The 14,069-nt window shown below is 73.0% G+C and carries 12 protein-coding genes; 5 read left to right on the top strand and 7 right to left on the bottom strand.

Going from position 1 to position 14,069, the window contains the following annotated elements; all coding sequences use genetic code 11:
- Window positions 1-10: 10 nt before the first annotated feature.
- Window positions 11-805 (top strand): SDR family oxidoreductase, encoded by a 795-nt coding sequence (locus AB0881_RS24555; protein ID WP_366620247.1) that lies wholly within the window; start codon window positions 11-13, stop codon window positions 803-805.
- On the opposite strand, the gene AB0881_RS24550 is transcribed toward AB0881_RS24555, so the two are convergent.
- Entirely contained in the window at window positions 802-2,547 is a 1,746-nt protein-coding gene (locus AB0881_RS24550) for a hypothetical protein (RefSeq protein ID WP_366620245.1), read from the bottom strand. The genes AB0881_RS24555 and AB0881_RS24550 overlap by 4 nt on opposite strands.
- 556 nt (window positions 2,548-3,103) lie before the next feature.
- On the opposite strand from AB0881_RS24550, the gene AB0881_RS24545 reads away from it, so the two are divergent.
- A complete protein-coding gene (locus tag AB0881_RS24545) occupies window positions 3,104-3,487 on the top strand; it encodes a hypothetical protein (RefSeq protein ID WP_366620243.1) in 384 nt (127 codons plus the stop codon).
- Between the two features lie 98 nt (window positions 3,488-3,585).
- On the opposite strand, the gene AB0881_RS24540 is transcribed toward AB0881_RS24545, so the two are convergent.
- From AB0881_RS24540 to AB0881_RS24525, 4 genes are all read right to left on the bottom strand, one after another.
- Window positions 3,586-4,371, bottom strand: a complete 786-nt coding sequence (locus tag AB0881_RS24540; protein WP_366620241.1) for an aminoglycoside phosphotransferase family protein — start codon at window positions 4,369-4,371, stop codon at window positions 3,586-3,588.
- A gap of 184 nt (window positions 4,372-4,555) precedes the next feature.
- On the bottom strand, window positions 4,556-5,779 hold the full coding sequence (locus AB0881_RS24535) for a lipase family protein (protein ID WP_366620239.1): 1,224 nt from the start codon (window positions 5,777-5,779) through the stop codon (window positions 4,556-4,558).
- A gap of 176 nt (window positions 5,780-5,955) precedes the next feature.
- The gene (locus AB0881_RS24530; protein WP_366620237.1) at window positions 5,956-9,258 is read right to left on the bottom strand and encodes an NACHT domain-containing protein; all 3,303 of its coding nucleotides are present in this window, start codon (window positions 9,256-9,258) and stop codon (window positions 5,956-5,958) included.
- Between the two features lie 93 nt (window positions 9,259-9,351).
- The gene (locus AB0881_RS24525) at window positions 9,352-10,209 is read right to left on the bottom strand and encodes an SDR family NAD(P)-dependent oxidoreductase (protein ID WP_366620235.1); all 858 of its coding nucleotides are present in this window, start codon (window positions 10,207-10,209) and stop codon (window positions 9,352-9,354) included.
- A gap of 82 nt (window positions 10,210-10,291) precedes the next feature.
- On the opposite strand from AB0881_RS24525, the gene AB0881_RS24520 reads away from it, so the two are divergent.
- Entirely contained in the window at window positions 10,292-10,819 is a 528-nt protein-coding gene (locus AB0881_RS24520; RefSeq protein WP_366620233.1) for a helix-turn-helix domain-containing protein, read from the top strand.
- A gap of 1 nt (window position 10,820) precedes the next feature.
- Here AB0881_RS24520 and AB0881_RS24515 read toward each other — a convergent pair whose 3' ends face one another.
- Complete coding sequence (locus tag AB0881_RS24515; protein WP_366620232.1) at window positions 10,821-11,057, bottom strand: hypothetical protein; 237 nt, start codon at window positions 11,055-11,057, stop codon at window positions 10,821-10,823.
- Window positions 11,058-11,082: 25 nt separating this feature from the next.
- Window positions 11,083-12,573: a PucR family transcriptional regulator ligand-binding domain-containing protein gene (locus AB0881_RS24510; RefSeq protein WP_366620230.1), complete on the bottom strand. Its 1,491-nt coding sequence runs from the start codon at window positions 12,571-12,573 to the stop codon at window positions 11,083-11,085.
- A 111-nt stretch (window positions 12,574-12,684) separates the two neighbouring features.
- On the opposite strand from AB0881_RS24510, the gene uraD reads away from it, so the two are divergent.
- Window positions 12,685-13,155 carry a 2-oxo-4-hydroxy-4-carboxy-5-ureidoimidazoline decarboxylase gene (uraD, locus tag AB0881_RS24505; RefSeq protein WP_366620228.1) on the top strand — a complete coding sequence of 157 codons (471 nt, stop codon included), beginning with the start codon at window positions 12,685-12,687 and terminating at the stop codon, window positions 13,153-13,155.
- Window positions 13,156-13,161: 6 nt separating this feature from the next.
- Entirely contained in the window at window positions 13,162-14,028 is an 867-nt protein-coding gene (gene pucL, locus AB0881_RS24500) for a factor-independent urate hydroxylase (protein WP_366620226.1), read from the top strand.
- Window positions 14,029-14,069 lie beyond the last annotated feature (41 nt).

Genomic DNA, 14,069 nt, shown 5'->3' with positions numbered 1-14,069 from the left:
GAACGCCCGCATGGAGATCGAACTCACCGGCCGCACGGCCCTCGTCAGCGGGTCCACGCAGGGCATCGGCCGCGCCATCGCCGCCGGCCTGGCGCGGGCCGGCGCCCGTACCGTGATCAACGGCCGTTCCGGGCCCGGCGTGACGGCGGCCGTCGAGGAGCTGCGCGCCGAGGTCCCCGGCGCCGACCTGGCCGGCGTGGCCGCCGACCTCGCCACCGCCGCCGGCGCGCACACCGTCGCCGAGCGCTTCCCGGCCGTCGACATCCTGGTCAACAACCTGGGCGTCTTCGGGGCGCGGCCCGTATTGGAGATCGACGACGCCGAGTGGCGCCGCTACTTCGAGATCAACGTGCTGTCCGGGGTACGGCTCGCCCGCCGGTACATGCCCGGGATGATGGAGCGGGGCTGGGGGCGCGTCCAGTTCATCGCCAGCGACTCGGCCGTGGTGACGCCCGAGGAGATGGTCCACTACGGCATGTCCAAGACCGCGCTGCTGGCCGTCTCCCGCGGCTACGCCAAGGCCGCCGCCGGCACCGGCGTCACCGTGAACACCGTCATGGCCGGCCCCACCCACACCGAGGGCGTCGAGGACTTCGTCGCCGAGATGGTGGACGGAGACCCGCCCTGGGACGAGGCCCAGCGCCGCTTCATGGCCGAGCACCGCCCCCAGTCCCTCCTGCGCCGCCTGATCGAACCGGACGAGATCGCCAACATGGTCGTCTACCTCGCCTCCGACCGCGCCTCCGCCACGACGGGCGGCGCGCTACGCGTGGACGGCGGCTACATCGACGCGATCCTCCCCTAGCCGGGCGAACCGGGCCCGTGCCGCGGCGAGCGGTGTTCCTCGGGGGTGCGGAGGCCGGCCCCGTCCGCGGTCCGTACGGGGGGCAGCGGCCGGTCGATGGCCTCGATCAGCCAGGTGGGGAGCCGGGCCGGCGGGATGCCGCCCTGGACCTGGCGCAGCCCGGCGCGCCAGAGGGCGTCCGAATGCCGGCCGACGAGTTCCCGGACGCCGGCGGGCCAGAGCGTGTCGTCGGACCAGATGACCCCCGCGAGGGCCTCGAGATCGACGTCGGGCAGCTCCGACAGGTCGGCGCCGACCGCGTTGACGGGGATCTCGGCGAGCTGCTGGAGGAGGCTCCGCGCCAGGAAGAGCGCGCGCTCCAGCTCGCCCTGGAGCCTGCGGGCCAGTTCGAGATGGTTCTCGAGCACGGGACGGATGTCGATGGCGAGTTTCAGGACGGGCGAGCGGTCGGGGTCCAGGTGCCAGGCGATCGTGAGCGGCTCCCCGAGGGCGTGCAGGAGCGAGAGCTTGCGGTGATGGGCCGCGTCCTGCCGCAGCAGGCCTTCGGCCTGTTTGCGGGCCGCCTCGATCCGGCGGTTCAGGGCGCGGCCGTGGAGGTTGACGATGTCGTAGTTGCGTTCCAGGTCCAGGTCGTACCTGAGCGCGTTGCGGACGGTACGGATGAAGCTCTCGACGGACGATTCCGCGTACTTGAGCGAACTGTGGATCCCGCGCACCTGGCCGCGCATGGTGATCACGGCCGTCGTGTCGCGGGCGCGGTCGTCGAGGGAACGCTGGCGCCGCAGGAGCATGTCGGCGGCGATGTCGCCCTGGTCCTCGTCGATCAGGGTCAGCAGCACGGTGGTGGAGCCGGGGGCGGTGCCCGCGTAGTCCAGCAGCTCCTCGCCGGAGGCGGCGATCACGGTTTCCAGCGGCTCGTCGCCGGTCTCGAGTTCGCGGGCCAGCGACGACAGGATCCCGTCCCACTCGGCGGCGACGGCGCGCGGGCCGGTTCCGAGCCGTTCCGCGATGTCCTCCGCGGGGACGCCTTCGACGCGAAACGCGGCGATCGCCCTCGCCCGTTCCGGCAGCGCGGTGATGAGGGCGTGCATCCGCCGGGTGCGCGCACCGAGGCCGGGGGCCGCGGGCAGGGCGCGCCGGTCCACGGCGAGCCGCCGGTCCGTCTCCAGGATCCGGGACCGGAGCCAGAGGGAGATGTCGGCCGCCTTCTCGTGGCGCTGCGGATCATGCCGGAGCCCCCAGGCCTCGAGCAGGGCCCCGTCCGCCAGCATGCGCGCCTGCTGGAGATCGGCGCCGTTGAGCAGCGCGAACCGGATCAGCCGGGGGAGCTCGCCGTCGTAGAAGTCCAGGAAAGCGGCCCGCCGGGCGAGCAGCGCCCAGTCGGACGATCCCTGCCGACGTCCCGCGTCCCCCGCCGGCGGCATGGCGGCGTCACCGCTCCCGCGGTCCTCCTCCTCCGGGGGCCGGTCGGTGCGGACGGGTTCCGCGACCACGGTGGAAGGGACCGAGGAGGGGACGGCGGACCGCCTCTCCCGGGCGCCGGCCGGCCGGTTGGCCCGCCGCCACAGCTCCCACCACGAGCTCAGGGGCGCCTCGAAGTCGGGCGGCGGGACGGGCCGCGTGGCCTTGGTCCACTCCTCCTCCCTCTCGCAGGCCAGGTACCAGTGGCAGCAGAGGACCCAGCTGCGGACCGTCTCCCACTTCGGCGCATTCTTACGTTCCCCGCGAAGAATGGGAGACATCGTCCCTTTTGGCAGGAGAATGTAGCTCCTGCCCTTCGCGGCGCGCAGTTGGTGCGAGATCTTTTCGATCTTGCTCAGGGCCGGCTTCCGGCACTTGACATGAAGGTCGTTCATATTCTCGATCAGCGCTGCGAGCGCCCTGTCGTTCTCTGACTCGGAAGGAGAATCGGGCATTCCCGTTCCTTGATCGCTGAGGTGGATAGGGGGCGTTCTTCGATCGGCCGGGGTATCTGGGCGGCCATGCTATCCCTTGTCATGCGGTTGGGGATCGCCGCCCATGTGGCGTACTTTTTCCTTTGGCGCACCTCCCTGTCGAGCGATGCGGGAAGGCGCGGCGCACGCGGAACGAGACGGAACGCCGTGGAACGTTCGCATGGGTTCCGCCCTGTTTCCGAGCCTCTCGTCGGGAGCGTGTGAGTTCCGCTTGATCCGGTTATCGGTCGGCTTTCCAATGCCCTATGGCCTACTGGTCGTATCCCCTTCAGGGGCCGGAGGACGGAGGAGAGAATTGAAGGTCACAAGAAAGCGAACCCGTCGTTTTCTGGGAGCCGTCTCGGTGGTGTGCGCTGCGGCCGTCGTCACGGCGATGATCGTTTATCCCGGCCTCTGGCCGTTCGTCAGCGCGGTCGGGGCGCTGATGGGCGGAGTGGCGGGCCTGGTCACCCTGCTGCGGCGCCCTCCCGCGTGCCAGGGCCACGCCCACCGCCCCGCCCCCGATCCGCTCGCCGGTGAGCGGCCGCGGGCGGTGCCGGAAGCGGACGGCCGGCCGTCGCCGGACCGTGCGGAGCCCCCGCGCGAAGGCCGCGCTGGCATCGACGGCGCGCTGCCGGGCGCCCGGGCGGATCGTGCCGCCGGACGGGAAGGCCGGCACGAGGGAGCCGACCCGGCCCGCCGCCCGCCGCCCGGCCCGCCCCTCGGGCGCGGGCGTTACGGAGCATGACGGACCCTGTCCGGCGTGCTCGTTCCGTAGGCCATGAGAGCCCCCGGTTCCTCGGAACCGGGGGCTCTCCTGTTCGCGCGTTCACACGCTCGCACGGATCACGCCGTGGCGGCGTTCTCCAGTAGTGAGCGGTGGCGGATCATCCAGGCGGCCGAGCGCGCCTGCCAGGCGAGCGCCCACAGCGGGGCGGGGTCGCGGCTCTCCTTGGTGATGCCCGCCGCCACGGCGACGTTCGCGCAGTCGCGGACCGCGTACTCGATCATGCGGTCCACCACGCCGGCCCGGCCGGCCGCGGGCAGCCGGTAGCCGTCCAGGAACAGCCGCAGCTGGCCGGCGCGCGCGGCGGCGTCCGGCAGGCCGTTCAGCTCGGCGACGTCGTCGTCGTGCAGCTGCGCGTTCCACCACGCGGTGCCCGCGACGTCGTCGAGCGCGTCGGTCGGCCCGGCGGCCGTCCAGTCGATGAACCCCACCGGCAGGCCGTCGCGCGCCACGATGTGCCACGGCCCGGCGTCCCGGTGGCTGTAGACCGCGTCCGGCGCGTCGCTGTGGAACGGCCACGGCCGCCACACCGCGCCCGGCGGCGGCCGGAAGCCCGCCGCGGCGTCGTGCAGCTCGCGCAGCATTCGGCCGGCGTTCCAGACGCCCTCGTCCGACCACGCGCGCGGATGCGGGGTCGTCCCCTCGATGAAGGTGACCGTGTCGGGATCGGCGGCGACGACGCGCGGGGCGCCGGAGAAGCCCGCGCTCTCCAGGTGGCGCAGCAGCGCGTGCACGGCCGGGGTGTACGGGGTGGCGGGGCGCACGACGGTGTCGCCGTGCCGCGCCACAGGTGTCGGTTGTCCTTCCGCGCCGGTCAGCGGCACGAAGGATGGATCGGAAGGCATGTCGCTCCTCTGTCGGTGCCGTACGGGACGGCCTCGGCGCGGGGAGCGGTCCGCGGCGGGGACTCAGCCGGCCGCGCGCTCCGTCGCCGAGGCGGAAGCGCGAACCTTGGTGTCCATGTGACCTCCTGAAGACCAGAGCCGTCACCGGCACGCTCGCACGAGCGCGCCGGTGACGGCAAAGGGTTTAGCAGTTGCCCGCCGCGGGCTTGCCGGCGAACCGGTCGGCGAGCCAGTTCTGCGCGTCACCGGCGGCCGCGACCATGGTCAGCGCGTGCTCCGGCGTCGGGTACTCGCGCCAGTTCACGTTGGCGCCCGCCGCGCACCACTCCTTGCGCAGCGTCCTGGCCTGCGGCGCGGCCACCATCTCGTCGCTGACGCCGTGGAACTGGAAGACCGGCACCGCCGGCGCGGCACCGCCGCCGAGCCGGTTGGCGCGCAGCTTCTCCTGCCAGGCCGGGGTGTTCATCAGGTCGGCGTCGAGGAAGTCCGACATCTTCTTGAACGCGCCCTTGCCCGTCGCGAACGCCTCACCGATGCAGTCGTCGCTCGCGTCCTGCATCAGGGCCCTGCCCTCCGCGTTCAGATGCTCGTCGAACGGCAGCTCCGGGTACGCCGAGTCCAGGCCCACGGCCGCGGCTCCCAGCAGGATGAAGAACAGGCTCCCGTCCAGCTGCTTCGCCACCTCCGTCAGGTCCGCCGGCACCCCGCCGGCCACCGCGCCCTTGACGGTGAGCTCGGGAGCGTAGCCCGCCTTCAGCTGCGCGGCCCACGCGCTGGACGCGCCGCCCTGCGAGTAGCCCGTCAACCCCATGGGCGATCCCGCCGGCAGCCCGGCCTCGGGCAGCCGCGTGGCCGCGCGCAGGGCGTCCAGGACGGCGTGCCCCTGCGAGCGCCCCACCATGTACGTGTGGGTACCGGGCGTCCCGAGCTTCTCGTAGTCGGTCACGACCACGGCCCAGCCCTTCTCCAAGTGGCTGTTTATGAACAGCCCCTCGTAGTCGAGCCCGATCGTCAGCCCGTACGACGGCGCGCACTGGTCGCCGAGCCCGTGCGTACCGATCGCGTACCCGACCACCGGCCGCTGCCCGGGCCCGGTGTAGGCCTTCTTCGGAACGAGCACCGTACCCGTGACCGCGTTCCGCTGCCCCTTGGCATCGGTCGACAGGTACATGATGCGCCACGCGTGCGCGTTCATCGCGATGCCGGGAGCGAGCTGCGCGGTGACGGACTGGTGGCGGATGACGTCGCCCGGCCGGCCGGCCGGGAGGGGGGATGGGGGCTTGTAGAAGGCGTCGTTCTGCGGCGGCGGGGGAGCGGAGTGCGCGGCGGGCGCGTTCAGCGACACCGCCACCAGGAGCGCGCTCACCAGCGCCGCGAGGATCGGCCCGCGTCTCTTGCCTGGTCTCATGGGCAACCTCTCTTCACGGGCGCGCCGCCCACCGGGTCCCGGCCGGAGGACGACGTCGCCGAGTGATGGTGCGCCAGATCACAGGGGTCGCGCTATGGGATCGATCCACTAATTGGACGTCGCGTTCACTAAGGAAAATACAAAGTCACGCAACGTGACGACGGCCGCGTGACCGGTCAGGCCCGGACGAGCAGCAGCGCCTGGTTCCTCGGTGGGCCGGACGGGGACTCGGCCAACGAGATCAGCGACGCCATGACGCGGGCCAGATCGCTCGCGAGCTGCCGCTGCCCGGCGTCGCGGACCTGCGCGATCGCGGCGAGGAGCGCGAAGGCGGCCGCGAACAGGACCGCCGGGCTCCCCTCGGCGGTCCGGTCGAAGACCGGCTCGATGAGGTTCTGCGCGTGCTTGATCAGGGTTCGCGCCAGCGGCGAGTCCAGGTTGCGATCACGGATCAGGAACAGGGAGGCGAGTATCTCGCGCAACGCGGCCACCGGTTGGTCGGCCGCCATCCCGCCCCTGTGTTCGGCCACGAGATCGGCGGCGAAGCGGTTGAAGGGGCTGAAGGCCCTGCCGGTCGCCCGGCGCCTGGCCACGGTCGCCGACCAGGAGTGGATCGACGCCGCGGTGGCGAGGGCCATGGTGGGCAGGATCCTGGTGCAGTCGGCGCCGTACGCCGTACCGAAGCGGTGGGCGAGATCGATCGCGCAGAGGAAGCCGGTGTGCCCCGGCGCGATGTCCTCGATGCTCCCGACGCGCTCCGCGGGAGAACGATGCATGACGATCTTCCTGGGGAGCCTGCCGAGTCCCTCGCCGGCGAGCGCGTGCGCGAGGACGAGGGTCTCGTGGTAGAGGCGGGCCCGATCCGGTTCGGTGACCATGTCCAGGACCTGGCCCCGGGCGGCGGCAGAGTCCGGCAGGGCGGCGACGCCGACGAGGGCCGTGTCTCCCGCGGCGATGGCGAGCGCCGCCCTGCGGGCGGTGAAGCGTGCGTCCTCCAGAAGGGCGCCGGTGATCCCGTGCCGCGATCCGCGCGTTCCGTACAGGATGTCGAGTAGATGCGCGGTGGACGGCCCGGGATGGTCCCGGTGGAGGACGGCGGCGAGAGGGCCGGTGGCGTCGAGGAGCGCGTCGACCGCCTCCGGATGCTCCGGGGACGAGCCGTCCTCCGCGCCGCCGGCGCGGATATCGAAGACTCGGGCGAGGCCGAGCGCCGCCAGCAGCGGGAAGGCCCGTGCGTGCGGCGGGTCGGTAGCGTACAGATGCAGGTAGGCCAGGAACTCATGGAGGTCGACGACTCCGTCCCGTGAACAGTCTTCGACCAGGTTGAGCAGCGCGCCGGTGTTCTCGTGGATCGCCGTGAAGAAGTCGGTGAGCTGCTTCTCGGTGGGGCTGTAGGGCCAGGGGGTTCCGTGCGGGCGATGGAGACGCGTGCCCCTCTCCCGCGTCCAGATGGTGTGGTCGGAGAGGTGGGGCAGCTTCTCCACGGCCTCGGCGGCCTCGGCCGGCGTGGGCAGCCGGTAGACGGTGCCGTCGTCGAAGAGGCCGTTGAGCCAGGTCGTGAATCGGACGGCGTCGGCCGCCTGCATCCCGGTGGCCGCCCCGCTCTTCCGTTCTCCGCGGCGGAGACCCAAGGCCGGGGTCCGCAGCCCGCGGGTCCGCTCCTGCTCGATGAAGGAGTCGTAGAGCAGGTGAGAGACCGGTTGCGCGCACACGGCCGTGGTGTCGTCCAGCCAGACGGGTTCGCGGAGGTTGCGGGAAGCCCTCACTGCGGCGATGAGCCGCTTCCGCGTCCGGGCGAGTTCGGCGTCCCCGTCCCCGTCATCGGGTGGGACGTGAAGGCGGTCGAGCCGTTCCAGCGTGCCCGGATCGGCCTCCAGGGCCTCCTCGGCGCAGTCGAACGCGAGGGTGAGGGCGTTGACCGTGCCCGCCTCCAGGCAGGCCTCGATGACGGCGGTGGCGTCGACCTCGGCCGCCCACAGCAGGATGGTCTCCCGCCACCACGGGTCGTCCGCGGAGCCCGTCACCAGCCCGGCGTTGGCGGACGGCTGCTGCCGGATCTGGACGGCGGCGAGGTACTCCTGGAGCGTGAGGTGGGCGAAGCCGTAGACGCCCTGCTCGCGCTCCACCAGGAGGCCGCTCTTGCGGATCTCCTCGAGGAAGAGGTCGGGCGTGAGGTCCGTGTCCCTGGCGACCTGGCGGAGCGGGCGGCGCACGGCGCGCCGCGCGTCGGCGATCGGGATGTCGCGGAGGCGTTCGCGCATCATGTGCAGGGCCAGGTGCCGCATCACGCGTTCCTTCTGCGGGCCGCGCAGGCCGGTGGCGTCGGTGAGGTTCCGGTCCTCCTGGCGGCGGTGCAGGAGCGCGTCGCACATCTCGCCGTACAGGTCCGCGCGGCTGCCGGGCAGCGCGCCCCTGTAGCGGTGCACGTTGGCGATCATGGTGAGCAGCAGCGGGTTGGCGGCGAGCTCGTACAGGGCGGGCTTCTCGCGCAGCCTGCGGACGAGATCGCGGGTCTTGCCGTCGGCGGCCGCCCGGACCTGCTTGCCGGTACGGTCCTGGGCGCGGCACTCGACGGCGTAGTACCAGTGGTGCAGGAACAGCGAGATCTGCGCGCCGGTGAAGCGCTGCACCTGGAGTACGTCGGTGCTGGGGATCGGGTTGGTCAGGTAGCCGTGGGGGCGGGACGTCACCACGTACGTGTTGGACGGGTAGCGCTCGGCCTGCCGCCTGACCCATGCCACCACCCGCTTGCGGTCGCGCTCGTCGGCGACCTCGTCCAGGCCGTCCATGAGGACGACGCACCGGCCGCGGTCGAGCCGCCCCCGCAGCCAGGAGGCGGGGACCTTCCCGTGGAGCCAGCCGGCCGCGGCGGCGACGTCCGCGAGGTCCTTCGCCGCGTCCTCGTCCAGGATGTCCGCCGCGTGGTCGCGCAGGTACAGCAGGACGGGCAGCCGCCGGCGGAGCCGGAACCGGCCGCACAGGCCGAGCGCGGTGTGGCGGGCCAGCGTGGTCTTCCCCGACCCCGGGCTGCCGAGGACCGCGTAGACGCCGCCGTCGCCGAGGAAGGACGGCAGCGAGCGCCGTTCGGGGGCCGGACCGGGCGGGGTACGGCCCACTCCCGGGTCGGCGGCGGTCTCGTGGGCGGCCTTGGGGCGGAGCGCCACGTCCACGTACACCTGGCGCATCTTCAGCGCGTACTCGCTCTGCGTCCGTATCCCGACCGTCTCCATGTGGAGGACCGAGGCGCGCAGCTGCCGGAGGTACGCCCGCCGCCGCACCCGAGCCGGGCCGCGCCCGCCCTGCCCGGGGGCCGCCGCGTAGGACGTGATCAGGGCGGCGAGCAGGGCGAACCCGAACGCCAGGTACGCCCAGTTCCAGGTCAGCTTCTCTCCGTCGAGCACCTGGTTGGTGGCGACCCCGGCCGCCACCGCGGCGGCGGCACCGGCCACCGCCAGCGTCATGCCCCGGACGTGCCGCATGCCGTCTCCCCGATGCTCGTGATCGCCGACCCCACAAGGATCCGTAGCCGATCAGGGGGGCCGGGTGGTTCCGGCGGGACGGAACTGGCCGGATCAGGACGCCTTCGCCCGCCCGGCCCGGTCCTCGAACGGGGTGACGCGGAGCAGGACGCGGTCCCAGGCGCGGTCGGGGACGAGGCGGCGGACGGTGGGCGTGATCCTGGCCTCGCGGCCCAGCCGGTAGCGGGTCCTCGGGCGGCGGGCGTTGATCGCCTTGACGATGGTGCGGGCGACGTCCTCCGGCCGCAGCGCGCCGCGGGCGTTCTCGCCGGCGGCGCGTTCCGCCATCGCGCCGACGTTGCGGAGGAACGCGTCGTACGGGCCGCCGGTGGGCTGGAGCGAGTCCCGCCCGGTGTTCATGAACTCCGTCCGGACGGCGCCCGGTTCCAGCAGGACCACGCGCACGCCGAAGGACGACACCTCGATCCGGAGGGCGTCGGAGAGGGCCTCCAGGGCGAACTTCGTCATCGCGTACGCGCCCGAGGCGGGCGGCGCGACGAGGCCGGCGCCGGAGCCGAGGTTGACGATCGTTCCGTGGCCCTGGGCGCGCATGCCCGGGAGGACCAGCTGGCACATCCGGACGAGGCCGAACACGTTGGTCTCGAACTGGCGGCGCAGCCCGTCCAGCGGCAGTTCCTCGACGGCGCCTCCCAGGGCGTAGCCGGCGTTGTTGACCAGTGCCCCGACGGCGCCGTGCTCCTCCTCGACCGCCTTGACGGCCCGCTCGCGGGACGCCTCGTCGGTCACGTCGAGTTCCAGCGTGCGGCAGCCCGCGTCCGCGAGGCCGGCGAGCGTCCCGATCCGGCGGGCGGTCGCCCAGGTCGGGACGCCGGCGCGGGCCAGGGCCAGTGCGGTGGCCCGGCCGATGCCGGTCGAGCAGCCGGTGATCAGTACGGCTTCGGACGGTGCCATGAGGTGCTCCTCCTACTGAACGGTCGGTAAGCAGCGCCAGTCTGCGTCGCTTACCGACCGTTCGTCAAGTAGAGTCGCCGCCATGAGCGCCGACCGCACCCGTGCCCGCATCCTCGACATCGCCGCGGAGCTGTTCCGCGCCCAGGGGTACGCAGGGACGTCGATCGCCGACATCGCGAAGCGGCTGGGGAGCAGCAAGGCCGCCCTCTACTACCACTTCGCGTCCAAGGAGAAGATCCTCGACGCGCTCCTCGCGGACGCGCTCAAGGCGCACGCGGGCATCGCCGACCTGGCCGGGGACGCGGGTCCGGAGGCGGTGCTCGCCGCGGCGATCGACATGGTGGCGGGCGCGGGCGGGCTGCTGGCGATCTTCGGTGACGACCCGTCGGTCCAGGCGGTCCTGGCCGGGCGCGCGGAACTCCGCGAGCGCGACGACCGGATCGTCGCCGCCCTCGCCGGTTCCGGCCCCGGCGGGAGGGTGCGCGCCCTGGCGGCCTTCGCGGTCGCCAAGGAGGGGACGAAGGACGTCATGGCAGCCAACGGGGGCGTGCTGCCGGACGGTGCCCGCGCGGAGCTGCTGGCCGCCGCCCTCCGCGCGCTGAACCCCTAGGTCAGCCGGTGTCGATGGAGCGCTGCTGGCCCGGGTAGCCGGGTTTCTGCTCGGGGAGGCCGGCCATCTCGTCGTCGTGCGAGCCCGGCTTGAACGGCGTGTCGGGCGGCCCCTCCACCGGGTCCGGCGCGATGATCTTCGCCTCCTCGCTCAGGGGCGCGTCGATCGGGCCGCCGGCGTTGACGCCCTGCGGCTCCGTGAGCAGGTCGTCCGTCTCGTCCTCGTGTCTGCGCGACATCTTCCCCACGTACCCGCCTGGATCATCATGATTCGGGAGGCCGGCGGAGGCGGAGGGCGAGGAAGAAGTCGACGCGGTCCTCCAGGCGCGACAGGTCGCGGCCGGTCAGCTCCTCGATCCGCTGGATGCGGTAGCGGACGGAGTTGACGTGCAGGTGGAGGTGGTGCGCGCAGCGCGTCCAGGAGCCGGAGTGCTGGAGGAACGACTCCAGCGTGCGGATCAGGTCGGCCCGGTGGATCTCGTCGTACGTGCGCAGCGGGTCCAGCAGGCGTTCCTTGAACATGTGCCGCACGTCGTCGGGGACGGCGGCCAGCAGCAGCATGTGGGTGCCCAGCTCGTCGTGGCCGACGGCGCAGACGGGCTCGGTGCGGGTGGCGGCCAGCCGGCGGGCGTAGCGGGCCTCCTCCACGGCGCCGCGCAGCTCGCCGGGGGCCACCAGCCCGCTGACGCCCGCGGCCAGGGAGTCCAGCGCCGGGGCGAGGTCCGCGAGGGAGCGGCGCAGCGCCGGGGCCGGGTCCTCGGCGGCGGGGACGAGGGCGATCGCCTCCTCGCCCAGGACGCCGATCAGCGGGCGGCCGGGGAGGATCTCGGCGAGCACGGTGCGCAGCTCGCCCGGGCGCAGGCCGCCGCCGGCGGTGGCGGCGACGGCGCAGTACGCCGCGCCGGGGTCGGCGCCCGCGAGCTTCAGATGGGACGCGATCTCGGTGCCTTCGGCGGCGACGAGGCGGATCAGCTCCTGGGCGAGGCGGCCGCCGGCGCTGAGCCGGTCGTCCAGGCGGGCGCGTTCCAGGGCGACGATCGCGGCGAGCTCGTCGGTGAGGGCGCGGCGCTCGGCGGGCCATTCGGTCATGTCGCTCTCGCACGCGATGAACCAGTCGGCGGCCCGCGAGGTGGTCTCGGCCGCGACGGGCAGGATCGAGAACCCCTCGTGCACGCACGGCAGCCGGGGCGCGGCCAGGTAGGCGCGGGCGAGCGCGGCCGGGTCGGCGTCCGGGGGCGGGCCGGCGATCAGGCGGCCGGTCGGGGTCAGCACCCAGCAGCGCAGCCCCAGGTCGCGGCCGACCAGTTCCAGGACGGGGTCCAGGCCGAGGCCCTCGACCAGCCGGCGGTGCCGGTCGAGGACGGCGCGCAGGTCGGCGGCGCGGGCGACCGACAGCCGCCGCACGACCTGCTCGGTGATCGTCGCGAACGCCACGTCCTCGGGCACCCGGAACAGCGGCAGCCGGTGCCGCTCGCAGGCGGCGACGAGGTCGTCGGGGATGGCGCCGCGCGCCACGTCCCAGGCGGCCAGGCCGGAGACGCCGGCGTCGGCCAGCGCCCGGACGAACGTCTCGGAGTCCTCCGGGCGGGTCCACCAGACGAGCCCGGTCAGGACCAGCTCCCGCCCGCTCAGGTAGCGGCCGGGGTCGATGAGGTCGGTCGTGACGACCCAGCGGATCTCCCGGTCCAGGCCCTCCTCGCCGGTGACCGCCCGCAGCCGCAGCTCGGGCATCGACAGCAGTGCGCGCAGCTTCACGGGACCTCCTTGGAGCAACGCACGAAAAGTACCCGCCGGGCGGGCATGTAGTTCGGACGTCCTGTCCCTCGACCGGCCGCCGGGCCGGTGTGTGTACTTCAGGGAGCGGAGGTGGGGAACGTGACGCCGGACGAGTCCGAGCTGCTGAGCTGCTGCGCGTCGCGGCGCTGGGCCGCGGCCGTCGCCGCCGGGCGGCCGTACGGCGGCTTCGAGGAGCTGTGGGCGGCGGCGAAGGCCGAGCTGGACGCGCTGGAGTGGGCCGACGTGGAGGAGGCCCTGGCGGCCCATCCGCGCATCGGCGAGCGTGCCCGGGGCGCGAGCCGGGAGGCCGCGTGGTCCCGGAGCGAGCAGTCCGGCGTTGACGGGGCCGCGAAGGCCGCCCTTGCCGAGGGGAACCGGCGGTACGAGGAGCGCTTCGGCCACGTCTTCCTGATCTGCGCGACCGGGCTGGACGCGGCGGAGATGCTCGCGGCCCTGGAGCGGCGACTCGGGAACGCCCCGGAGGTGGAACGGGCGATCGTCCGGGAAGAGCTGGGGAAGATCGTGCGGCTGCGGCTGGCCAGGCTGCCGGAGAGGGGATGAGACCGGGTGGACGTCGTGCTGGGCCCCAACCGCTACGGCAAGGCGGAGACGCGGGTCGTGCGGGTCACCAGGGACGGGGACACGCACCATCTGCGGGACCTGAACGTCAGCATCGCGCTCTCCGGCCACATGGAGGCGGTGCACCTGTCCGGCGACAATTCGGCGGTGCTGCCGACGGATTCGCAGAAGAACACCGTCTTCGCGTTCGCGAAGAAGCACGGGATCGGGGAGATCGAGGAATTCGCGCTGCTGCTCGCCCGCCATTTCGTGGACGCCCGGCCGTCGATCACGCGGGCGAGCGTGGTGGTCGAGGAGTACGGCTGGGAGCGGATCCGGGGCGGCCATTCGTTCGCCCGGTCCGGCACCGAGGTCCGTACGGCGCGGGTCGGCAGCGAGGGCACGGGCGGACGGGAGTCGGTCGTGTCGGGGCTGGCGGATCTGGTGGTGCTGAAGACGACCGGGAGCGAGTTCCGCGGTTTCGTCCAGGACGAGTACACGACCCTGCAGCCCACCGACGACCGGGTTCTCGCGACGGCCGTGACGGCGAACTGGCGGCACCGGACGGCGGACGCGGATTTCGCCGGGGCGTTCCAGGAGGCGCGGCGATGCCTGCTGGAGGCGTTCGCGGAAACGCACAGCCGCTCCCTCCAGCAGACCCTTTACGAGATGGGCCGGAGGGTCCTCGAAGGGAACGGCGGGATCTGCGAGGTGCGGCTGTCGATGCCCAACAAGCACCATTTCCTGGTCGATCTGGAGCCGTTCGGGTTGGACAACGAGAACGAGGTCTATTTCGCGGCCGACCGGCCGTACGGGCTCATCGAGGGCGGCGTGCGCGCCGGCGACGCGGCCGAGGACCCGGCCGCCTGGAGCTAGGGGGACTCCGGAGACATGGGAGACGAAGGAAGCGCGGGAGC

Origin of the sequence: Spirillospora sp. NPDC029432 (assembly GCF_040703975.1) — a bacterium.
GTDB lineage: Bacteria > Actinomycetota > Actinomycetes > Streptosporangiales > Streptosporangiaceae > Spirillospora.
Note: the sequence above shows the minus strand (reverse complement) of the source record. Positions and strands in the feature narration are given on the sequence as shown.

Bases quoted from the DNA above. Each gene is read 5' to 3' on its own strand.
- AB0881_RS24540 (WP_366620241.1), bottom strand. From the start codon at position 4,371: ATGCCTTCCGATCCATCCTTCGTGCCGCTGACCGGCGCGGAAGGACAA.
- AB0881_RS24555 (WP_366620247.1), top strand. From the start codon at position 11: ATGGAGATCGAACTCACCGGCCGCACGGCCCTCGTCAGCGGGTCCACG.
- AB0881_RS24515 (WP_366620232.1), bottom strand. From the start codon at position 11,057: ATGTCGCGCAGACACGAGGACGAGACGGACGACCTGCTCACGGAGCCG.
- AB0881_RS24535 (WP_366620239.1), bottom strand. From the start codon at position 5,779: ATGAGACCAGGCAAGAGACGCGGGCCGATCCTCGCGGCGCTGGTGAGC.
- AB0881_RS24520 (WP_366620233.1), top strand. From the start codon at position 10,292: ATGAGCGCCGACCGCACCCGTGCCCGCATCCTCGACATCGCCGCGGAG.
- AB0881_RS24530 (WP_366620237.1), bottom strand. From the start codon at position 9,258: ATGCGGCACGTCCGGGGCATGACGCTGGCGGTGGCCGGTGCCGCCGCC.
- AB0881_RS24525 (WP_366620235.1), bottom strand. From the start codon at position 10,209: ATGGCACCGTCCGAAGCCGTACTGATCACCGGCTGCTCGACCGGCATC.
- AB0881_RS24550 (WP_366620245.1), bottom strand. From the start codon at position 2,547: ATGTCTCCCATTCTTCGCGGGGAACGTAAGAATGCGCCGAAGTGGGAG.